Annotated in this window: 19 protein-coding genes; 4 read left to right on the top strand and 15 right to left on the bottom strand. The window is 63.9% G+C overall.

The genetic code is table 11. The features are described 5' to 3' along the window. Positions 1–22: 22 nt before the first annotated feature. Complete coding sequence (locus AC56LK_RS07790; RefSeq protein WP_497183988.1) at positions 23–571, top strand: YcxB family protein; 549 nt, start codon at positions 23–25, stop codon at positions 569–571. On the opposite strand, the gene AC56LK_RS07785 is transcribed toward AC56LK_RS07790, so the two are convergent. From AC56LK_RS07785 to miaB, 10 genes are all read right to left on the bottom strand, one after another. Next, complete coding sequence (locus AC56LK_RS07785; RefSeq protein ID WP_497183987.1) at positions 572–1,474, bottom strand: M48 family metallopeptidase; 903 nt, start codon at positions 1,472–1,474, stop codon at positions 572–574. Positions 1,475–1,518: 44 nt separating this feature from the next. Continuing rightward, positions 1,519–2,259 carry a lysophospholipid acyltransferase family protein gene (locus tag AC56LK_RS07780; protein WP_497183986.1) on the bottom strand — a complete coding sequence of 247 codons (741 nt, stop codon included), beginning with the start codon at positions 2,257–2,259 and terminating at the stop codon, positions 1,519–1,521. Between the two features lie 40 nt (positions 2,260–2,299). Further along, a complete protein-coding gene (gene gmhB, locus AC56LK_RS07775) occupies positions 2,300–2,854 on the bottom strand; it encodes a D-glycero-beta-D-manno-heptose 1,7-bisphosphate 7-phosphatase (protein WP_497183985.1) in 555 nt (184 codons plus the stop codon). A 16-nt stretch (positions 2,855–2,870) separates the two neighbouring features. Continuing rightward, complete coding sequence (gene glyS / locus AC56LK_RS07770) at positions 2,871–4,967, bottom strand: glycine--tRNA ligase subunit beta (protein ID WP_497183984.1); 2,097 nt, start codon at positions 4,965–4,967, stop codon at positions 2,871–2,873. Positions 4,968–4,984: 17 nt separating this feature from the next. Continuing rightward, positions 4,985–5,899, bottom strand: coding sequence for a glycine--tRNA ligase subunit alpha (gene glyQ, locus AC56LK_RS07765; protein ID WP_211528261.1), 915 nt, complete (start codon positions 5,897–5,899; stop codon positions 4,985–4,987). Between the two features lie 95 nt (positions 5,900–5,994). Then, a complete protein-coding gene (gene lnt / locus AC56LK_RS07760; RefSeq protein WP_497183983.1) occupies positions 5,995–7,569 on the bottom strand; it encodes an apolipoprotein N-acyltransferase in 1,575 nt (524 codons plus the stop codon). Next, positions 7,569–8,447, bottom strand: coding sequence for a CorC family transporter (locus AC56LK_RS07755; protein WP_497183982.1), 879 nt, complete (start codon positions 8,445–8,447; stop codon positions 7,569–7,571). Before AC56LK_RS07755 ends, lnt begins: the two co-directional genes overlap by 1 nt. 125 nt (positions 8,448–8,572) lie before the next feature. Beyond that, a complete protein-coding gene (gene ybeY / locus AC56LK_RS07750; RefSeq protein ID WP_497183981.1) occupies positions 8,573–9,040 on the bottom strand; it encodes an rRNA maturation RNase YbeY in 468 nt (155 codons plus the stop codon). Further along, positions 9,021–10,106, bottom strand: a complete 1,086-nt coding sequence (locus AC56LK_RS07745; protein ID WP_497183980.1) for a PhoH family protein — start codon at positions 10,104–10,106, stop codon at positions 9,021–9,023. Before AC56LK_RS07745 ends, ybeY begins: the two co-directional genes overlap by 20 nt. Further along, on the bottom strand, positions 10,103–11,464 hold the full coding sequence (gene miaB / locus AC56LK_RS07740; RefSeq protein WP_497183979.1) for a tRNA (N6-isopentenyl adenosine(37)-C2)-methylthiotransferase MiaB: 1,362 nt from the start codon (positions 11,462–11,464) through the stop codon (positions 10,103–10,105). Before miaB ends, AC56LK_RS07745 begins: the two co-directional genes overlap by 4 nt. Before the next feature lie 624 nt (positions 11,465–12,088). Between miaB and AC56LK_RS07735 the strand changes: the two genes are divergently transcribed. Then, a complete protein-coding gene (locus tag AC56LK_RS07735; protein ID WP_497183978.1) occupies positions 12,089–12,490 on the top strand; it encodes a hypothetical protein in 402 nt (133 codons plus the stop codon). Between the two features lie 140 nt (positions 12,491–12,630). On the opposite strand, the gene AC56LK_RS07730 is transcribed toward AC56LK_RS07735, so the two are convergent. Beyond that, positions 12,631–13,467, bottom strand: a complete 837-nt coding sequence (locus AC56LK_RS07730) for an HDOD domain-containing protein (protein ID WP_497183977.1) — start codon at positions 13,465–13,467, stop codon at positions 12,631–12,633. Next, positions 13,464–13,793: a hypothetical protein gene (locus tag AC56LK_RS07725; protein WP_497183976.1), complete on the bottom strand. Its 330-nt coding sequence runs from the start codon at positions 13,791–13,793 to the stop codon at positions 13,464–13,466. The genes AC56LK_RS07730 and AC56LK_RS07725 overlap by 4 nt, the downstream gene beginning before the upstream one ends. Positions 13,794–13,962: 169 nt before the next feature. Here AC56LK_RS07725 and AC56LK_RS07720 point away from each other — a divergent pair, with 169 nt between their 5' ends. Beyond that, positions 13,963–14,508, top strand: a complete 546-nt coding sequence (locus AC56LK_RS07720) for a DUF1697 domain-containing protein (protein WP_497183975.1) — start codon at positions 13,963–13,965, stop codon at positions 14,506–14,508. A gap of 125 nt (positions 14,509–14,633) precedes the next feature. Here AC56LK_RS07720 and AC56LK_RS07715 read toward each other — a convergent pair whose 3' ends face one another. Further along, positions 14,634–14,903 carry a hypothetical protein gene (locus tag AC56LK_RS07715; protein WP_436104336.1) on the bottom strand — a complete coding sequence of 90 codons (270 nt, stop codon included), beginning with the start codon at positions 14,901–14,903 and terminating at the stop codon, positions 14,634–14,636. 589 nt (positions 14,904–15,492) lie between these two features. Between AC56LK_RS07715 and AC56LK_RS07710 the strand changes: the two genes are divergently transcribed. Further along, entirely contained in the window at positions 15,493–17,460 is a 1,968-nt protein-coding gene (locus AC56LK_RS07710) for an AAA family ATPase (protein ID WP_497183974.1), read from the top strand. 55 nt (positions 17,461–17,515) lie between these two features. Here the strand turns inward: AC56LK_RS07710 and AC56LK_RS07705 are convergent, their stop codons facing one another. After that, positions 17,516–18,391, bottom strand: a complete 876-nt coding sequence (locus AC56LK_RS07705) for a choice-of-anchor L domain-containing protein (RefSeq protein WP_497183973.1) — start codon at positions 18,389–18,391, stop codon at positions 17,516–17,518. A 142-nt stretch (positions 18,392–18,533) separates the two neighbouring features. Continuing rightward, positions 18,534–20,228 (bottom strand): cation:proton antiporter domain-containing protein, encoded by a 1,695-nt coding sequence (locus AC56LK_RS07700; protein ID WP_497183972.1) that lies wholly within the window; start codon positions 20,226–20,228, stop codon positions 18,534–18,536. Positions 20,229–20,309: the final 81 nt, after the last annotated feature.

The following is a 20,309-nucleotide window of genomic DNA, read 5'->3' as shown; positions in this document are numbered from 1 at the left end:
GATAATAACCAGGGGATGCGCAATGTTGTCGTTTAATCACCCGAGACCGGTCAACAGCAATAAACCCGTCGCCATGCTGGTGCAACAGCAGGCCGACGACAAGGTGCTGCACCTGCCCGTCAGCGAAGGTCCTCTGGACCTGCCGCTGCCATCCGCCACGCCGCCGGTTCCCTTATCCGAACTGCATTTCGTCGTGCGCTACACGCTCGGTGAATACGTCAGCTTCATGTGGCAGCACGGCGGTTTTCTCATCCGCCGCCGGCGCATCCGCTTCCCGGCCAGTCTCTACCTGCGCCTGAAAAGCACGCTCGGTGCGGCCTTCCATTTCGTCATGGCCGGCCGCGGACGGCGCACCTACGAATTCACCATCGACCAGCACGGCATCGTACGCACCAGCGGGGGCGTGACCCTGATCGGCTGGGAAGACGTGGTCGGTGTGCGCACCTATACGCGCGGCTTCATGATGGTGCTCAAGCGCGGGACCTTGCCGATTCCGTACCGGGCCCTGTCGGATGCGCAGATGGAGGCGATGAAAGAATTGGCCGCGGCGCGCCGCGATTCGCTGTTGTAATCAATCGCTGAACAACACCGGCATCTCGAGCGAGCGCTTCTTCAGCGCCAGCCGCGCCCCGTCGTAATCCGGATACACCTCGGCCACCGTGGCCCAGAAGCGCGGGCTGTGGTTCATCTCGCGCAGGTGCGCCAGTTCGTGCACGACCACGTAGTCCACCAGCGAGGGCGGATAGTGCATCAGCCGCCAGTTCAGGCGGATGTTCCCCTCGATCGTGCAGGAGCCCCAGCGCGAACCGGCCGACGACAGCGCGAAGGCCTGGTAGATCACGCCCAGCTGCGGCGCGAAGAAATCCAGGCGCTCCTTGAACAGGCGCTTGGCCTCGGCCTGGAACCACAGCTTGACGCGTTCCTTCAGCTGCCATTCCGACAGTCCCGGCACCACGCCGATCCACAGCTCGCGTGCTTCGGCATCGAACTGGCAGTGGCTGCGGGAAGCTTCTTCCAGGCGCAGGGTGATCTCGCCGCCCAGGTAGGGCAGGCAGGCGCCATCCTTCCATTCGACCGGCGCACGTTCCTGGCGCTGGGCGCGGCGCTCGCCGCGCTCCAGCAGCTTGGTCAGGATCCAGCGCTGCTTGGCGCGGATCGCGTTGTCGATGTCGATCTGGGTGCAGCGGCGCGGCGCGGTCACGCGCAGGCCGTCGTCGTCGATCATGAAGCCGATCGAGCGGCGCGTCGAACGGCGCAGGGCGTAGTCGACGGTGTGGGGACCGAGGACGATGCGCCTGAGCGGCGGCGCGCCCTCGCCGACGGGCGGACTGGGGATGAGATTGCGCGGCGCCGGAGGCGGCGCCTTGAAGAGAGGCTGCGAGGGCGGCGCCGGTTTATCCGAGGGCTTGAGCGCAGCGAAGAAGTCCTGTGCAAACAGTTCCAGCTGCTGCCCGTCGATCTTGGTGGCGCTCATGTCGTGCTGCGGCTTCGAATTCCTGATCTGGGCGCTGACGTCGCTCAGCCACCTCTGTAGACGTGGGGCGAGATAACGCGCATTTCGGATTCTATCCAATTTTCGACCTCTTGCATCATGCTGTCGGGGGTGTGGTTGTCTGGCGAAATCGGTTTGCCGATCGAGACCGTGATCAGGCCCGGGCGCTTGATGAACGAATTTTTCGGCCAGCACTCACCTGAATTATGCGCGATCGGGACGACCACCGTTTGGGTTTCGACAGCCAGGCGCGTACCGCCGCTCTTGTACTTGCCTTTCTGGCCCACCGGGATGCGCGTCCCTTCCGGGAACATGATGATCCACTGGCCGTCGGCCAGGCGGCGCTTGCCGTGCCTGACCACGTGGGCGAAGGCGTTCTTGCCCTGCGAGCGGTCGATCGGGATCATGCGCAGCAGCGCCATGCCCCAGCCGAAGAAGGGGATGTAGAGGATCTCCTTCTTGAAGACGTAGACCAGCGGCCGCGTGAGGTTCGGCAGCAGGAAGATGGTCTCCCACGCCGACTGGTGCTTGGACAGGACGATCGCCGGGGCGTCCGGCAGGTTCTCGTAGCCCTTGAATTCGTAGCGGATGCCGCAGATGACGCGGGCAGCCCAGATGATGAAGACGTTCCAGCGCGAGGTCACCCAAAAGCGCTTGTTGTAGGGCAGGGGCGCCGCCAGGAAGCACACGCAGGCCCACACCACGGTGGCCACGATCATGACGATCTTGAAGAGGAGGGAACGCAGGAACAGGCTGATGGTATGCAAAGGGGCTCCGGACAATGGACTGGTTCTGGATCTGTTTTTGTTACTCGGGCCGCTGTGCCGCGGTCTTGAGGAAGGCGTTCACCATCGAGGCGAGGTCGGGGAACACCTGGGTGCCCGGCGGCAGGCCGCCGGTCTGCCGCGTCTTCTCGCCCTTGCCGGTCAGGACCAGGTAGGGCAGGCAGCCCATGATGAAGCCGGCCTGCAGGTCGCGCAGCGAATCGCCCACGGTCGGCACGCCTTTCAGGCTCAGCTTATAGCGCTTGCTGATCTCCTCGAACATGCCGGCCTTGGGCTTGCGGCAGTCGCAGTTGTCGATCGCGGCGTGCGGGCAGAAGAAGATGGCGTCGATGTCGGCGCCGACCAGCTGGGCGCTGGCGTGCAGTTTCTGGTGGATCGCGTTCAGGGTCGTGATGTCGAACAGCTCGCGCGCGATGCCCGACTGGTTCGATGCGATCACGACCCGGTAGCCCGCCTGGTTCAGGCGGGCGATTGCTTCCAGCGAGCCGGGGATGGGAATCCACTCCGCCGGCGACTTGATGAAGTCCGGCGAATCGTGGTTGATGACCCCATCCCGGTCGAGGATGATGAGTTTCATGGCACTACCTTAATACTTAAGTTGCCAGCTTCGAGATATCGGCAACGCGGTTCATCATGCCGTGCAGCTTCGACAGCAGCGCCAGGCGGTTGTTGCGCAAGGAGATATCGTCGGCCATTACCATCACGTCGTTGAAGAAGGCGTCGACTTCTTCCTTCATCAGCGCCAGGGTCTTGAGGGCGCCGGTGAAATCGCTCTTGTCGAAGGCACTGCTCACTTCACCCTCGAGCGCGCCCATCTTGGCGGCCAGCGCGCTTTCCGCCGGCTCGACCAGCAGCTCCTGCCTGACCGAAGCGTCCTGGGGCAGGGCGTCCTCGTTCTTCTTCAGGATGTTGGTGATGCGCTTGTTGGCGGCGGCCAGCGAGCTCGATTCCGGCAGGGCGGCGAAAGCCTGCACCGCTTCCAGGCGCTGGACGACGTCGTCGACGCGGTCCGGGTTCTGGGCCAGCACGGCCTCGACCTCGTTCGGCGAGAAGCCGCGCTCGCGCAGCATGCCGCGCAGGCGGTCGAGCATGAAGGGGATGACTTCGGCGCGCGAGTCCTTGAACGCAGGCTGGTTATTGAACACCTCGCAGGCATCGTTCACCAGGTCCCACAGCGACAGCGGCAGGCGCTTCTCGACCAGCATGCGCATCACGCCCAGGGCGTGGCGGCGCAGCGCGAACGGATCCTTCTCGCCGGTCGGCTGCAGGCCGATGCCCCAGATGCCGACCAGGGTTTCCAGCTTGTCGGCCAGCGCGACCGCCAGGCCGGTATTGGTCGAGGGCAGGGCGTCGCCGGCGAAGCGCGGCTGGTAGTGTTCGGAGGCGGCCAGGGCGATTTCCTCGTGCTCGCCGTCATGGCGGGCGTAATAGGTGCCCATGATGCCTTGCAGCTCAGGGAACTCGCCCACCATGTCGGTCAGCAGGTCGGCCTTGGCCAGGCGCGCGCCGCGCTCGGCCAGCGCCACGTCGAAGCCGAGGCGGCGCGCGATGGCGGCGGCCAGGGTCATGACGCGGTCGCTGCGGTCGGCCTGGGTGCCCAGCTTGTTGTGGTAGACCACGTTGGACAGCTGCGGCAGGCGCGACTCGAGGGTTTTCTTCTTGTCCTGCTCGAAGAAGAACTTGGCGTCCGACAGGCGCGGACGCACCACGCGCTCGTTGCCGCCGATGATGGCGGACGGATCGTCGGTCTGCAGGTTCGACACGATCAGGAAGCGCGAGCGCAGCTTGCCCGCGCTATCCGTCAGCGCGAAGTATTTTTGATTGGTCTGCATCGTCAGGATCAGGCATTCCTGCGGCACGGCCAGGAATTCTTCCTCGAAGCGGCATTCGTACACCACCGGCCATTCGACCAGGGCGGCCACTTCGTCGAGCAGGGATTCCGGCATCAAGACCTGGTCGCCGGCAGCCTTTTCCAGCAGCTGGCGGCGGATGCTTTCCTTGCGCGCTTCGGCGGACGACAGCACCTTGCCTTCGTTTTCCAGCACGGTCGCATACTGGTCGGCGTGCGGGATGGCGATCTTCTCGCCGTGCGACAGGAAGCGGTGGCCCATGGTCTGGCGGCCGGCTTCCAGGCCCAGCAGCGTCAGCGGCAGCACCGCTTCGCCATGCAGGGCGAGCAGCAGGTGCACCGGGCGCACGAACTGCACGGTGGCGCCGTCCGGGCGCTGGTAGCTCATGACCTTCGGGATCGGCAGCTTGGCCACGGTGTCGGCCAGCACGTCCTGCAGGGCGCCGGCGAGCGCGCTGCCGCTCGCGGTGTAGGTGTAGAAGAAGGATTCGGCCTTGCCGTCCTGGGCGCGTTCGAGGTCGCTGATCTTCAGGTCGGGGAAGCCCAGCGCGGCCAGCTTCTTGGCCAGCGGCGCGCTCGGATTGCCGTCCTTGTCCAGGGCGACGGAGAGCGGCAGCACCTTTTCGCGGATGCTCTTGTCGGGCGAGGTGCCGCGCACGTTCGTGATGGTGACTGCCAGGCGGCGCGGGGTGGCGTGGGTGGTGACGGCGCTGCCCGCTTCAAGGAAGTCGCGCGCCTTCAGGCCGTTGGCGATGCCGGTGGCGAATGCGGCGCCGAGCTTGACGAGGGCCTTCGGCGGCAGTTCTTCGGTCTGGATTTCGACGAGGAGAGTCTGGTTCATATTCGGTCTTGTTCTAATCAGGCTGCGGCCTTGTCGGCACCGGGGAGCATCGGGAAGCCCAGCTTCTCGCGCGAATCGTAGTAAGCCTGCGCAACCAGGCGCGACAGCGTGCGTACGCGGCCGATGTAGGCGGCGCGCTCGGTCACGGAGATGGCGCCGCGCGCATCCAGCATGTTGAAGCTGTGCGAGGCCTTCATGATCTGCTCGTAGGCCGGCAGCGTCAGCTGCAGCTCGACCAGGCGCTTGGCCTCGGCTTCATGGTTGGCGAAGGCCTGGAACAGCAGCTCGGTATTCGCGTGCTCGAAGTTGTAGGTCGACTGCTCGACCTCGTTCTGGTGGAAGACGTCGCCGTAGCTCAGGGTCTTCTTGACCCCGTTCTCTTCCCACTCGGTCCAGACCAGGTCGTACACGTTCTCGACGCCCTGCAGGTACATGGCCAGGCGCTCGATGCCGTAGGTGATCTCGCCCAGCACCGGCTTGCAATCGAGGCCGCCGACCTGCTGGAAGTAGGTGAACTGGGTGACTTCCATGCCGTTCAGCCAGACTTCCCAGCCCAGGCCCCAGGCGCCCAGGGTCGGGCTTTCCCAGTCGTCCTCGACAAAGCGCACGTCGTTCTTCTTGAGGTCCAGGCCCAGCGCCTCGAGCGAACCGAGGTAGAGGTCGAGGATGTTTTCAGGCGCCGGCTTGAGCACCACCTGGTACTGGTAATAGTGCTGCAGGCGGTTCGGGTTCTCGCCGTAGCGGCCATCCTTGGGGCGGCGCGAAGGCTGCACGTAGGCGGCACGCCAGGGTTCCGGGCCGATCGCACGCAGGAAGGTACCGGTGTGGAAGGTGCCGGCGCCGACTTCCATGTCGTAGGGCTGGAGCAGTGCGCATCCCTGCTTGTCCCAGTAGGACTGCAGGGTCAGGATGATTTGTTGGAATGTGAGCATGTGTAGGGGGCTGCGGCGCCGGGCGCCGCGGTCACGATAGTTTGCCAAATAACCAATTCTACTAAGTTTTACCGCACCTCTGGGGGCGATTCAACTCAGCCGTTTGAATTGGTGCTGTTATTTTTGTACCGGCGGCCGGCCAGCCAGGCGCCGAGCAGCATCAGGCCGCAGAGCAGCAGGAAGGCCAGGTTGCCGGCGCGGACATACGGGGTCAGGCCTTCGGTGCCGCGCACGGTCGCCGACAGGACGCCGCGCTCGTAGAAGGGCAGGCGTTGCACCACGTTGCCGCGGCCGTCGATGACGGCGGTGGCGCCGTTGTTGGTCGAGCGCAGCATCGGGCGTCCGGTCTCGATCGCGCGCATCTGCGAGATCTGCAGGTGCTGCGGGATCGCCACCGAATCGCCGTACCAGGCCAGGTTCGACACGTTCAGCAGCAGCGTCGCCGGGCGCGGTGCATTGCGCAGCTGGGCGGCGATCTCTTCGCCGAAGGCATCCTCGTAGCAGATATTCGGCAGCACCAGCTGGTCCTTCACCGGGAAGGGCGCCTGCAGGGCCGGGCCGCGGGTCTGGTCGCCCAGCGGGATGTGCATCAGGTCGGTGAACCAGCGGAAGCCCGGCGGGATGAATTCGCCGAAGGGCACCAGGTGGTGCTTGTCGTAGCGGTAGGGCGGGGAGCCCGGTCCGAAGGCGATCACGCTGTTCGAATACTGCGTCGGGCTGTCCGCGGTCGGAATGCCGATCATCAGGTGGCTGCGCGTCTGCGCGGCGAAGTTTCGCAGACCGGCCAGGTACTCGGGCGCCAGCTGCTGCGGCGTGACGGGAATCGCGGTTTCCGGCGTGGCGATCAGATCGGCCGGCGCCGCCGTGATCATGCCCTGGTAGCGCCCGACGATGTCGACCAGGTAGGCCATGTCGAACTTCTGGTCCTGCCTGACGTCGCCCTGCAGCAGGCGCACGGTGATCGGCTGGCCCACTTCCTGGGTCCATGTGATGTGCTGCAGGCCGAAGCCGGCCGCCATCACGGCCGCGAACAGGCCCAGTGCCGGCCAGCGCGCGCGCTGGGTCAGCATGACCAGGCAGCCGGCGCAGACGGCCGCCAGCACGCCGAGACCGTAGACGCCGACGAGCGGCGCGTAGCCGCTGAGTGGCGACACGTTGTGGGCATAGCCCGAGGCCGCCCATGGGAACCCGGTGAAGACCCAGCCGCGCATCCATTCCGACACGCCCCACACGCTTGGGAGCACCAGCAGCACGAAGGCGCTGACAGGCAGCGACCACTTGCGGCGCAGCCAGCTGGCGACGCCGCCGGCAAAGGCGCCGAACAGGCCCATATACAGGCCGAGCAGGGCGATCGCGATCGCACCCAGGATGGCGGGCAGGCCGCCGAAGCGGGTGACGGCGATGTACAGCCAGTGCATGCCGGCCACCGACCAGCCGAAACCGAAGGCCCAGCCGAGCCACACGCCGCGGCGCGTGGAGGTGCCCATGCCGACCTGGTAGAAGAAGTAGGCCAGCGCCAGGAACTGAAGCGGCCACCAGCCGAAGGGCTGGAAGGACAGCAGGGAACTGCTGCCTGCCAGCGCCATCGCTACCTGCGCCTTCGGCGAAGGCCTGGTGCCGCGGATTGCTGGATCGGGGGCAGTGGTGGACTGGGTACGGCGGCGCAGCATCAGTCGTGGTCGTCTTCGGCGTAGGGCAGCTTCTCGACCAGCAGCACGTGGATCTGGCGCGCATCGGCGCGCAGCACTTCGAAGCGCAGGTTCTGGAGGTCGAACACTTCGCCCTTGTGCGGCATGCGCCCGAGGTGGCTGGCCACCAGGCCGCCGATGGTGTCGGCATCGTCCTCGGGCAGGTCGGCGCCGACTTCTTCGTTGAACTGCTCGATCTCGGTCAGCGCCTTGACGCGCCAGCGCGGGCCGAGTTGGCCTTCCTTGATCGACAGGACATTGTCTTCGTCTTCGTCGAAGTCGTACTCGTCCTCGATGTCGCCGACGATCTGCTCGAGCACGTCCTCGATGGTGATCAGGCCGGCGACGCCGCTGTACTCGTCGACGACGATGGCCATGTGGTTGTGGTTGGCGCGGAAGTCGCGCAGCAGCACGTTCAGGCGCTTCGATTCCGGGATGAAGATCGCCGGGCGCAGCATCTTGCGCACGTCGAAGGCATCCTCGGCGTAGTAGCGCAGCAGGTCCTTGGCCAGCAGGATGCCGACCACCTTGTCGCGCTCGCCTTCGATGGCGGGGAAGCGCGAGTGCTGGGTCTCGAGCACGATCGGCAGCCACTGCTCGATCGGGTCGGTAATGTCGATCACGTCCATTTGCGAGCGCGGGACCATGATGTCGCGCACGGACAGGTCGGATACCTGGAACACGCCCTCGATCATCGAGAGTGCGTCGGCATCGATCAGCTTGCGCTCGTGGGCTTCGTGCAGGACTTCGAGGAGTTCTGCGCGGTTTTCAGGCTCGGGGGAGATGAGTGCGGTCAGCCGTTCGAACAGCGACCGGTGGGGTTTGGCGTCCGATCGGACGTCACTGGGATACTCGGGCATAGTTGGCGTGAAGCCGTTGTTGCGATGGGTATAGGATACACCAAAAGGGCGATGGCCCATAATGCATGCCGTTCACGGCATGTTGACGTACGGAAAGAGCGGGATGCGGATTCCCGCCCTTCCGTTCACTCTTCGTACGGGTCCGGATAGCCGAGCACTTCCATGATGTCGCGCTCGAACTGCTCCATCTCGTCGGCTTCCTCGTCGTGCTCGTGGTCGTAGCCCTGGGCGTGCAGCACGCCGTGCACCACCAGGTGGGCCGCGTGTTCCTCGACCGTCTTGCCCTGCTCCTCGGCTTCGCGCTGCAGCACGTCGGTGCACAGGATGATGTCGGCCTGGGTCGGGTCGTCCTCGCCCAGTTCCTCGCCCTCGTTGTAGGCGAAGGTGAGGACATTGGTCGCGTAGTCCTTGCCGCGGTACTGGCGGTTCAGCGCCTGGCCTTCCTCGGCGTCGACGAAGCGGATCGACAGCTCGGCCGGGCCGAGCAGGGCGGCTTCCACCCAGCGCCGCAGCATGTCTTCGGTCAGCTCCTGCGCGAGGCGGGTGTCGGCGTACTGGACTTCGAGATCGAGCCTATGTTTTTTTTCTTGCATTTTTCACGGGGGTCGGTTTGGGAAGGGCGGCCAGTTCCTCGACCGAGGAATTGGTTTCGTAGGCGTCGATGATGCGCGCCACCAGCGGATGGCGTACCACGTCCTCGCTCGCGAACTGGGTGAAGGCGATGCCGCGCACGTTCTTCAGCACGTGCATCGCGTCCACCAGGCCGGAACGCTGGGATTTGTGCAGGTCGACCTGGGTCACGTCGCCGGTGATCACGGCCTTGCTGCCGAAACCGATCCGGGTCAGGAACATCTTCATCTGCTCGACCGTCGTGTTCTGGGCTTCGTCCAGGATCACGAAGGCGTGGTTCAGCGTGCGGCCGCGCATATAGGCCAGCGGGGCGATTTCGATCACCTGCTTCTCGAACAGCTTCTGGGTGCGGTCGAAGCCGAGCAGGTCGTACAGGGCGTCGTACAGCGGGCGCAGGTAGGGATCGACTTTCTGGCTCAGGTCGCCCGGCAGGAAGCCCAGGCGTTCGCCCGCTTCCACCGCGGGGCGGGTCAGGATGATGCGCTTGACCGCGTCGCGCTCCAGCGCATCGACCGCGCAGGCCACCGCCAGGTAGGTCTTGCCGGTGCCGGCCGGGCCGACGCCGAAGCTGATGTCGTGCTCGAGCGCGGCCTTCAGGTACTGGATCTGGTGCGGGGTGCGGCCGCGCAGGTCGCTGCGGCGGGTCTTCAGGGTGGGACTCACCAGCTCGGAGGCTTCCTCGCCTTCGGTGTCGTCCTCCTTCACTTCCTTGGCGGCCGGCTCCTGCGCATCGGCCTCGCCGGGCATGCGCGGCTTCAGGCCGGAACGCTGCTCCACCAGGGCCAGCTGCACTTCCTCGATCGGCACGACCTTGTTGGCCACCGCGTAGAAGCGTTCCAGCAGTTCGACGGCGCGCTCGGCATTGCTGCCGCTGACGATGAATTTCTCGCCGCGCCGGAAGATGGTGACGTCAAGCGCGGCCGAGATCTGGCGCAGGTTCTCGTCGAGCGGGCCGCACAGATGGGCAAGCCGCGAGTTGTCGAGCGGCTCGGGGATGAAGTACGAAGGCTGGGTAGGTGTGTTTTTCAACTGGCTTTGGCAATCGTATCTGAGTTGGCGACGAGTTCGCCGCGGAGGAAGTAGTCATGGCTGGCAGTGATCCGGACGTCGACCAGTTGGCCGACCAGGGAGTCGCCCGCCATGCCGGGTTCGAAAATGACTGCCCGGTTGTTCTCGGCACGGCCCTGCAGCAGGCCCGGGTCTTTCTTCGGCGGACCCTCGACCAGCACGCGCTGGACGCTGCCGACCATGGCGGCGCTGTACTTGCGGGTATTCGCGTCGATCAGGGCCTGCAAACGCTGCAGGCGCGCCAGCTTCACTTCATGCGGCGTGTCGTCCTCGAGATTGGCGGCCGGGGTGCCCGGGCGCTTGCTGAAGATGAAGCTGAAGCTGTTGTCGAAGCCGACGTCCTCGACCAGTTTCATCATGGCCTCGAAGTCGGCATCGGTTTCGCCGGGGAAGCCGACGATGAAGTCGGACGAGAAGCTCATGTCCGGACGCAGCGCGCGGATGCGGCGGATGATCGACTTGTATTCGAGGGCGGTATAGCCGCGCTTCATGGCGCCGAGCACGCGGTCGGAACCGTGCTGCACCGGCAGGTAAATATGGTTCACCAGCTGCGGGATGCGCGCGTAGGCGTCGATCAGGCGTTGGGTGAATTCCTTCGGGTGGCTGGTGACGTAGCGCAGGCGCGCGATGCCGGGGAGGTCGGCAATGTATTCCAGCAGCAGGGCAAAGTCCGCGACTTCGCCGCCTTCCATCGTGCCCCGGTAGGCATTCACGTTCTGGCCCAGCAGCATGATTTCTTTCACGCCCTGGGCGGCCAGACCGGCGCACTCGGTCAGCACGTCCTCGAAGGGACGCGAGACTTCCTCGCCGCGGGTATAGGGCACCACGCAGTAGCTGCAATATTTACTGCAGCCTTCCATGATCGAGACATAGGCGACCGGGCCTTCCACCTTGGCTGGCGGCAAGTGGTCGAACTTTTCGATTTCCGGGAAGCTGATGTCGACCTGGGCCGTGCCGCTGCTGCGGCGTTCGCGGATCAGTTGCGGCAGGCGGTGCAGGGTTTGTGGACCGAACACCACGTCCACGTGCGGCGCGCGCCTGACGATGGCTTGCCCTTCCTGCGAGGCCACGCAGCCGCCCACGCCGATCACCAGGTCAGGCTTGTCGCGCTTGAGCGCCTTGAAGCGGCCCAGGTCGGAGAACACTTTCTCTTGCGCCTTTTCGCGCACCGAGCAGGTGTTCAGCAGGATGACGTCGGCATCTTCGGGCGAGTCGGTCCGGACCAGTCCTTCGGCAGCGCCGAGGACGTCCGCCATCTTGTCCGAATCGTATTCGTTCATCTGGCAGCCGAAGGTCTTGATGAATACTTTTTTCTGCATGGAGTGCTGTATGAAAGGAGAGAGCTGATGCCTGGGCAAAAGAGGTGTTCAGTTTACCGTAAATCCCCGTCCGGCCCCGCAAGAGACGAAACCGGGTCTGGCATGGACGAAATTCTCATGCTGTTTGGAACTATAAGTTTCTTAACCTAAAGTCGTTGCCAGGCTGTTCAGATTGTTAAATAAAAGCTGACTAAGAAAAGCATCAAATCCATTGAAAAATGTCATGCCAGATTCGATTCTTTCTTCTTGTGAATCAACGAGTTCGGTGTAACTTCTAAGTAGGAAAATTTATTCCGGAAATCTCTTGCGTGCGCCACAAATAATCCCCATGTGCTGAAATGCCTATGTGACAAGCTTTCCGCACGATAGCTTGATTTCTGACAAGGAGTCACATGCGCCGCTCGGATGTACTGTGGACGTATGAGCCTGATAATTTGTTTGAAAGACAAGTGCGCATGCGGAGAGGGTACGCGGGGGCATGCAATCCGGACCGTTTCTTAAGGAGTTCTTCAGGCGCGACCTGTTTAATTTCCGAAAGGTTGTCCGGGAACTTATGTTGACGAAGTGGTCTTTAACAAAAGTTCGTGAAGGAACTATTTTAACCAAACTAAAGAGGTAAACATCATGGCACAACAGCATCATGCTCTGTCTTCGCAAGAAAGCTACAACCCGAACCACCTGCTGGATATCCTGCTGGGAAAGATGCAGCTGAAGAACGACGCCGCGCTGTCGCGCATGCTCGAAGTTGCGCCGCCAGTGATCAGCAAGATCCGCCACCACCGCCTGCCGGTCGGTGCATCGCTGCTGATCCGCATGCACGAAGTGACGGGGATGAGCATCCGTGACCTGCGCGACCTGATGGGCGACCGCCGCACCAAATACCGCCTGTCGGATGCCCAGGGCCGCCCGAAGCCAGAAGAGAAGGCAGCCCAGGCAGCCGCCGCAGCGGCAGCGCAGCAGCAACAGCAGCCGCAACAGCAGCAAGCTAACGAAGCAAACCCGTCGACCGGCAATTATGCCCACTGATGCCGTCGGCATGACAGCCGCACCTGTCATGCCTTCGGCGCCAGCGGGCTGCGGCACCGCGCGCTAAGCGCAGTGCCGCGCCGGCTCGGCCGCATCCCTCCTGCGCAGCGCTGTTCAGCTGATCCCCTGCGCTTTTTTCCTCAGGCCATCAAGATGGCCGACATTTCCTCGTACTGCAGTTCGGTTTCGTGGAACACCTGCAGCCAGGCGTCTTCCGGCATGCCCAGCGCCGTCCAGGCGACCGAGGACACGTGCGGCACCAGCTCGTCCGGATTGCCGGCCAGGTCCAGTGCATGCACGACCGCGCTGGCCACGTGCACGATGGTCGCCAGGAAGCCCGCGCCCGGCGCTTCCGGCGTGTGGTGGAAGGCGATCGCCTGGCGCAGGGTGTCGGAAAACTGCCAGTGCACGGCCAGCGCCACGCCGGCGTCGACGTGGTCCAGGCCCAGCAGGGCGCGTTCGGCATCGATCAGCTCGCTGTCATTCTTGTCGCGCAGCGACAGCACCGCCTGGTAGCGCTCCGGGAAGCGCGACACCAGCACCAGCCGGCCGATGTCGTGCAGCAGGCCGGCGGTGAAGGCGACATCCGCATTGAAGCGCACGCGCCGCGCCAGCGCACGGGCGCAGGCGGCGCTGGCGATCGAGTGGCGCCAGAAGGCCTTGTCGTTGAAGCCGGGGCAGCGGCCGGCCGGGAAGCAGCCGGTCAGTGCCGCCGCGGTGATCAGCTTACGGGTGGCCTGGAAGCCGAGGAAGGTCATGGCCTGCTGGATGGTGGTTGCCTTGACCTGCAGGCCGAAGGCCGAGGAGTTGGCCAGGCGCAGGGTCTTGGCGGTCAGCGCCGGGTCGTTCGATACCTTCCTGGCCAGCACGGACATGTCGATGTCTTCCTGATCGATGCTGCCGAGCAGTTCCATCACGACGGCGGGCAACGAGGGCAGGTCGTCTACGTCGCCAAGCAAGTCTGCAGCGGGATTCATGGCGCCACCTCGCGCTGCAGGCGGTAATCCTCGACGTAGCGGCGCAGCAGGCCGGTGGCCCAGTCGGCGTGGTCGTCGCGGTCGTTGTGGCGGAACAGACGGTCGAGGCGCTTCTGGACCGCGTCCGGATCGGGCTGGGCGAGCGCGACGGCGCGCACGATCGGTGCCGCGCCGACGCCATGGCGGGACAGGGACAGGATCGTCGCCTCGCTCAGCACGGCGCCCTCGGCCAGCAGCACGTGGCCATGCGCATCGAGCAGCGCATCGGCGAGCACCATGCCCGGATACAGGTGCGCCAGCGGCACCAGTTCGTAGCTATCGCTCATTTTTCCTCCTGTTAATTCCAGACGATCTTATCACCCGTGTGTTCAGGCGGGCCCGTCCTGGCGCATCGAAGCGACGAATGTTGTACGCTTGCAAGCCATCTGGAAAGGAAACTATGAAACTGTGTGAGCAATGCGCCACGCCGGCACGGCCTCGGGTAGGATCGCGCCCATGACCAGCCAGTGCTACATCGCATTCCTGCGAGGAATCAACGTCGGGCGCGCCAAGCGGATTGCCATGGCCGACCTGCGCGTACTGGTCGAGGGCCTGGGCTATACCGGCGTGCGCAGCGTGCTCAACAGCGGTAACGTGGTGTTCCGGGCCGCCGGCACCAGCGCGCAAGAGGCCGCCGCCGCGATCGAGGAAGCGTTGGTGCTCAAGCTCGGTGTGGCGGCGCGCGTGTTCGTGCTCGAGCACGGGGAACTGGACGCCGTCATCGATGGCAATCCGCTGCTCGGCGTGGCGACCGACCATTCCCGCCTGATCGTCTTCCTGCTGGGTGAAACGGCGCAGCGCGAGAAGCTGGCCGAACTCGACAGCCGCGACTGGGGCTGCGAACAGCTCGCGCTGGGCGAACGCGCGGCCTATGTCTGGTGTCCGGAAGGGATGCTGGACAGCGCAGCGGCGACGTCTTTGGGGAAACTGCTGGGGGATGGGAGCACGTCCCGGAACTGGAACACCCTGATGAAGCTGCAGGCCCTGTGCAGGGAGGCGTGAAGGGCCGGCATCGCCTTTGCGGAGGACGCAGGGCTGCCGGGAACTTCAGCAGCGGCCGGACAGCTTGCCCGGCCGCACATGACATCAATGCCGATGCACGAGGCGATGCTGCATCACTTGACGCATCACTTAAATTTCTCGCTGCTGTCGCGGCCCGCCTTGTAGCCGATCAGGATCAGCCCCAGCAGCATCATCGCGAACACTTCCGGTTCAGGCAGTTCCGACATGTTGGCCGGCGGGGCAACGATGTCCTGGCGCTGGGTGACCGACAGGTTGCGTACCGGTTGCTGCACCCGTACGACGGCATGGTTGGCGCCAGCGAGATCGATCACGGCAGCTTGCGCGGGACTGCCGAGGCAGATCGCCAATGCTGCTGCAAGTGCATATCTGTTCATAGCCGTTCCTCTTACTTTTCCTGTTGCTCGTTCCGACGTGGCGGGCACGGCTTGCAGCCGAGCCCAGGCGACCCTATATAAGGAGGGTCGCAACATCCTGAAATCAGCATATCAAAAACAGATGAATTGCCGCGCCCAATTGAATTGCTGAGTTGCGTAAAGAAGTCATCAGGATGCTGGCAGATGAGCACATGTTGCGCTCAATCAAAGAATCGGCAGTGTCGCAAATTAACCTCGCACCCATCCTGACAGTATTGCAATGCGATGATCGGTTTGTAATGCTGTTTTAGCAAAGATATCGGGCATTTTTAAATGTTCGATAATCTTTGCTAATCATCTGCCAATATTTTTGCTTATCTATTTATTCACTATCGTTGCGATCGTCATTTTTTTCGCTGCACGGTATACACCTCGGTTTTTTTTGCAGGTATAGTCTCCTTATCCCATTGCCTTCGGGCATCAAAACAATACCAAACGTACACGTTTGGACCCGAGAGCGGCCCCTGCGCCGCAGCCGATCCCGCGAGAGACCACGCCGGCACGGCACCCAGAAGCACCGCTGTCCGACTCAACCTTTAGAGATCAATCGATGCCGAATTTCGCCCAACTTCAGCTTGCCTTCAAAAACGCGTTCAAGAGCACGGCCGTGCGCATCGCCCTCGCGGCGCTGCTCGGCATGATCGCGGCTGTGGCAGTCTGGAAATCGAATGTGCCCCAGGATCCGAATCCTGTCGTGCATTCGCAAAATATTGCAGAGATCACCGAGCTGGCCACGCAAAAGGGCCGCCTGGATTACCTCCTGATCGCCAAGCCGCTGTCGGAATCGCCGCGCTACGTCTATAAATTCAAGGACGCGGCCGCGATCCACGTGGTCAAGCTGCCGAGCACCTCTCACCTGTCGCTCGAGCGTGAAGTGCTGCTGAAGAACGCGATTCCATACTCGATCGCCAAGGACGACTACCTGGCCAGCCACGAGGCCGTGATGGACGACGGCGCCACCGCGCTGGAAAAGACCGGTACCTTCTTCAAGAATTACGGCCTGAACATCGCCATCGTGCTGCTGGTGCTCTACCTGCTGAAGTTCGGCATCCCGGGCATGGGCGCCGGCGCCTCGGTCATCACCCCGGACAAGCTCAAGGGCAGCATGGACGACCTGATCGGCATGGACGACATCAAGCAGGAAGTCCTGCACCTGGAAGACATGATCCGCAACCGCGACGAATACCAGTCGCACAACATCGACAAGCCCTTCAACGTGATGCTGACCGGTCCGGCCGGTACCGGCAAGACCAAGCTGGTCGGCTACCTGGCCAAGCGCCTGAACATGCCGCTGATCTCGGCCTCGGGGTCGGCACTGGAGTCGGGCTACGTGGGCGGCGGATCGAAGGCGCTGAACGCGCTGTACCGCAAGGCTTGCGCCAAGGGCAAGTGCATCATCTTCCTGGATGAAGCCCAGAGCCTGTTCATGCCGCGCGGCCGCAGCGAAAAGAAATGGGAAGACGACACCGCCAACACCCTGCTGGGCCTGCTGGACGGCGTGAAGAGCGACAAGGGCCAGGGCGTGATCTGGGTGGTGGCGTCGAACTTCGACGATTCCTCGACCGAGATGGACGAAGCGATGCTGCGCCGCTTCTCGGTGAAGATCAACTTCCGCCTGCCGAACAAGCTCGAGCGCAAGGAACTGCTGCGCAGCTTCCTGTCGCGCAAGAAGGATGGCCTGGTGGACTGGAACAACCTGAACCTGGACCAGGTGGCGGAAATCACCCAGAACCTGAGTCCGGCGCTGCTGGAGACCGTGGTCGAGCGTGCCAGCATGATCTCGATCCAGGAAAAGGCGATCATCGATACCGACCTGCTGTTCCGTGCCTACGAGCGCGCCACCATCGGCCTGACCGACCGCGCCACCACGGCTGAAAAGACCAAGCAGCGCGAGCGCATCGCCCTGCACGAGCTGGGTCACTTCTTCATGCAGATCGATCCCTACCTGCGTCAAGGCATGAGCCTGGCCGAAGTGAAGGAAAAGTCGCACCTGCTGAAGATCAGCACCGAGGCGGTGTCGAAGATCGGCGCCCTGGGCTACGTCCTGCAGTCGGGCGAAGACATGTCGCTGCGTACCCTGGAAGAGCTGGAGCGCGACGTCATCGGCCTGTACGGCGGCGTGGCGGCGGAAGAGCTGTTCTACGGCGCACGCGGCATCTCGGTGGGCAGCCAGAACGACATCGAGAAGATCACCAAGATGCTCAACCTGATGGTCAGCCGCCTGTCGATGTACTCGCGCTCGAAGCTGGACTACAGCCAGCTGTCGAAAGAAGTGGGCGGCGAGCACACGCTGCGCATGGTGGAAGAAAAGGCCGACGAGCTGTACAGCTACACCCTGGACGCGATCCGCGACTACAAGCTGGTGATCGAATCGCTCAAGGACACCCTGATGGACGAATACGTGCTGTCGAAGGATGCGGTGTTCGCGCTGCTGGAAGAGCGCAGCGAGCTGATCCACTCGCAACTGCACGGCCGCCATGCCAACCTCAAGCTGTGCGTCGAAGAGGTTGCCGCGTAAGTCTTGTTGTTCCTTGCTGTTATTCGACCCGCCGTGCGCAAGCCGGCGGGTTTTTTTACGCCCGGCGGCGGCGCAATGCCGCCAGGCCTGCCAGGCCAAGGCCCAACAGGGACAAGCTCGCCGGTTCCGGCACATCATTGCCGATGCCGCCCAGGCTGGCGGTGCCCGCTTTCAGCGAGGAAAGGAACACGCCGCTGTCGAAACTGCCGTCCCAGGTATCGGCGATGCCGATGCTGATCGTGTGGCTGGCCAGGCCGCTGTTCAGCAGCCCGGTGACCGTGTACACCTTGGTCAGGCCGTTGTATTCGACGCCGTAGCGGCCGCCGTCGACCGGATTGGCGACGAAGTTGGCACTGTCGCCGTTATTCGAGATCCTGCTGCCGTCCGCAAAGACCGCGTAGTTCACGCCATCGACGAAGAAGCCGAAGACGTCGGGAACCTGCTGGGTCGGAAATTCTTCCGAGCCGAACACGAACTGTGCGGAAACGGACGTCATGCCGGCGCCGACCGAGAAGGAAAAGCCGAGCAGGTTGGCATCGAAGACGCTGCTGCCATGCAAGGCGGCAAGGCTGTCATCGCCACCGCTGTAGCTGAGGGCGCCGAAGTTGTTCTGCGTGTTGTTGCGCCCCACATTGGCGGAGCCGGTGGTCAGCAGGATGCCGTCGCCCATGGCCAGCGTAGGTGCGGCGCCATCGGCCGGCACCAGCGTGAAGCCGCTGTAGGTGCCGCTTTGCTGCAGGCTGCCGTCGTTGGTGCCGCGGTAGCTGGCATTGCCGAGGACGGTGATGCCGCTGTCCGGCGCCAGCAGGGCGCCGGTCAGTTGGGAGCCAGCACCCGCGCCCGCGCTGATGGCATTGATGGTCAGTGCGGAGGCGCTGAAGGACAGCGATGCCAGGCCGAGTGCGAGGCCGAGTTTGACTGAGGTATGCATGATCTTGACAGGTAAGGGCGCGAATACATTCCTGTAAGCAAGAAACGCGCCAATAAATTCCGTGCGGAAAATGCGTGTGTATTCAGTCGTTTACGACAGCAGGCCTCCGCCCTCATGTGGCTGGTGTAAAAAATCCCGACACTCAGTGCGCCGCCCGCTCCTTGAGCGTTTGCACCACATGGCGCGTCATGCTCGCCGCCAGTTCCTGCTCGCCGACGAACACCTTGCCGCCGGTATCCTCGCGCAGCAAGGCGGCTTCGCTGTCGTTATGCGTGCGCGCCACCACCCTGATCGAGGGGTTGAGCATGCACGCGATCTCCACCATCCTGCGCACGTCGAAGGTATCCGGCGTCGCGATCACCAGCAGGGCCGCATGGGTGATGTGGGCCTGGATCAGCACCGCCGGCTCGGCCGCATTGCCTGCCACCGCCGGGATGCCGCGCGCGCGCAGCTGTTCCACGGTCTCGCGGTTCTGTTCGGCCACCACGAAGTGCACGCCGTGTGCGGCCAGGTCGTCCGCGATGCGGCGGCCGACGCGCCCGAAACCGACCAGCACCACCTGTCCGCTGAGCTTTTCGTGCGCCGTTTCCATCGGCAGCTCGGCCAGCGGGTCGGCCGGGCGTTCCAGCTTGCGCGCCAGTTCCGGCCTGGAGCGCAGCCATTTTTCCAGCGGCGTGGCAAGGCTGAACATCAGCGGATTGACCGCGATCGAGATGATGGCGCCGGCCAGGATCAGGTTCTGGCCCAGCGCCGGCAGCAGTTCGAGCTGCATGCCCAGCGCCGCCAGGATGAACGAGAATTCGCCGATCTGCGCCAGGCTGGCCGAGACCGTCACGGCCGTGTTGATCGGGTAGCGCAGCGCCAGCACCAGCACGAAGGCCGCGATCGATTTGCCGAACAGGATGATGGCCACGGTCGCCAGCACCTCCAGCGGATACTGGACCAGCACCATCGGGTCGAACAGCATGCCGACCGAGACGAAGAACAGCACCGAGAAGGCGTCGCGCAGCGGCAGCGATTCTTCCGCCGCGCGGTGGCTCAGTTCCGACTCGCGCAGCACCATGCCCGCGAAGAAGGCGCCCAGCGCGAAGGAGACGCCGAACAGCGCCGACGATGCGAAGGCGATGCCGACCGCCGCGGCGATGACGGACAGCGTGAACAGTTCACGCGAATTGGTCTTGGCGACCTTCCAGAGAAACCACGGGAACAGCTTGCGGCCCACGATCAGCATGAAGGCGACAAAGGCGCCGACCTGCAGCAGGGTCTTGCCCAGCGCCGGCCACAGCTCCGCGCCGGCGTCGCCCTTGCCGCCGAGCGGACCGGCCAGCGCCGGCAGCATCACCAGCACCAGCACCATCACCAGGTCTTCCACCACCAGCCAGCCCACCGCGATGCGCCCGTTCATGGAATCGAGCACGCCGCGCGCCTCCAGCGCCCGCAGCAGCACCACGGTGCTGGCCACCGACAGCGCCAGGCCGAACACCAGTCCCGCACCCAGGCTCCAGCCCCACCAATGCGCCAGTCCCATGCCCATCACCGTGGCCACCCCGATCTGCAGCAGCGCGCCCGGCAGGGCGATCTTCTTCACGTCGAGCAGGTCGCCCAGCGAGAAGTGCAGGCCGACGCCGAACATCAGCAGCATCACCCCGATCTCCGCCAATTGGGAAGCCAGCTGCACATCGGCGACGAAGCCCGGCGTGGCGGGGCCGATCAGGACGCCGGCGGCGAGGTAGCCGACCAGCGCGGGCAGCTTGAGGCGGATGGCGAGCATGCCGAACAGGAGGCCGAAGCCGAGTGCGGCGGCAATGGTGGTGATCAGGCTGAGTTCATGGTGCATCCGTGCGGCCTCCGTGGCAGGTTGTTAACGCCACGAGTATAAGCGACAGATGCATGCTCATCGGCATTTTTATCGCCGATT

Source organism: Telluria sp. ZB4P36 (genome assembly GCF_059685865.1).
Note: the sequence above shows the minus strand (reverse complement) of the source record. Positions and strands in the feature narration are given on the sequence as shown.

Bases quoted from the DNA above. Each gene is read 5' to 3' on its own strand.
- AC56LK_RS07790 (WP_497183988.1), top strand. From the start codon at position 23: ATGTTGTCGTTTAATCACCCGAGACCGGTCAACAGCAATAAACCCGTC.
- AC56LK_RS07785 (WP_497183987.1), bottom strand. From the start codon at position 1,474: ATGAGCGCCACCAAGATCGACGGGCAGCAGCTGGAACTGTTTGCACAG.
- gmhB (WP_497183985.1), bottom strand. From the start codon at position 2,854: ATGAAACTCATCATCCTCGACCGGGATGGGGTCATCAACCACGATTCG.
- glyS (WP_497183984.1), bottom strand. From the start codon at position 4,967: ATGAACCAGACTCTCCTCGTCGAAATCCAGACCGAAGAACTGCCGCCG.
- glyQ (WP_211528261.1), bottom strand. From the start codon at position 5,899: ATGCTCACATTCCAACAAATCATCCTGACCCTGCAGTCCTACTGGGAC.
- lnt (WP_497183983.1), bottom strand. From the start codon at position 7,569: ATGCTGCGCCGCCGTACCCAGTCCACCACTGCCCCCGATCCAGCAATC.
- AC56LK_RS07755 (WP_497183982.1), bottom strand. From the start codon at position 8,447: ATGCCCGAGTATCCCAGTGACGTCCGATCGGACGCCAAACCCCACCGG.
- ybeY (WP_497183981.1), bottom strand. From the start codon at position 9,040: ATGCAAGAAAAAAAACATAGGCTCGATCTCGAAGTCCAGTACGCCGAC.
- miaB (WP_497183979.1), bottom strand. From the start codon at position 11,464: ATGCAGAAAAAAGTATTCATCAAGACCTTCGGCTGCCAGATGAACGAA.
- AC56LK_RS07735 (WP_497183978.1), top strand. From the start codon at position 12,089: ATGGCACAACAGCATCATGCTCTGTCTTCGCAAGAAAGCTACAACCCG.
- AC56LK_RS07730 (WP_497183977.1), bottom strand. From the start codon at position 13,467: ATGAATCCCGCTGCAGACTTGCTTGGCGACGTAGACGACCTGCCCTCG.
- AC56LK_RS07725 (WP_497183976.1), bottom strand. From the start codon at position 13,793: ATGAGCGATAGCTACGAACTGGTGCCGCTGGCGCACCTGTATCCGGGC.
- AC56LK_RS07720 (WP_497183975.1), top strand. From the start codon at position 13,963: ATGACCAGCCAGTGCTACATCGCATTCCTGCGAGGAATCAACGTCGGG.
- AC56LK_RS07715 (WP_436104336.1), bottom strand. From the start codon at position 14,903: ATGAACAGATATGCACTTGCAGCAGCATTGGCGATCTGCCTCGGCAGT.
- AC56LK_RS07710 (WP_497183974.1), top strand. From the start codon at position 15,493: ATGCCGAATTTCGCCCAACTTCAGCTTGCCTTCAAAAACGCGTTCAAG.
- AC56LK_RS07705 (WP_497183973.1), bottom strand. From the start codon at position 18,391: ATGCATACCTCAGTCAAACTCGGCCTCGCACTCGGCCTGGCATCGCTG.
- AC56LK_RS07700 (WP_497183972.1), bottom strand. From the start codon at position 20,228: ATGCACCATGAACTCAGCCTGATCACCACCATTGCCGCCGCACTCGGC.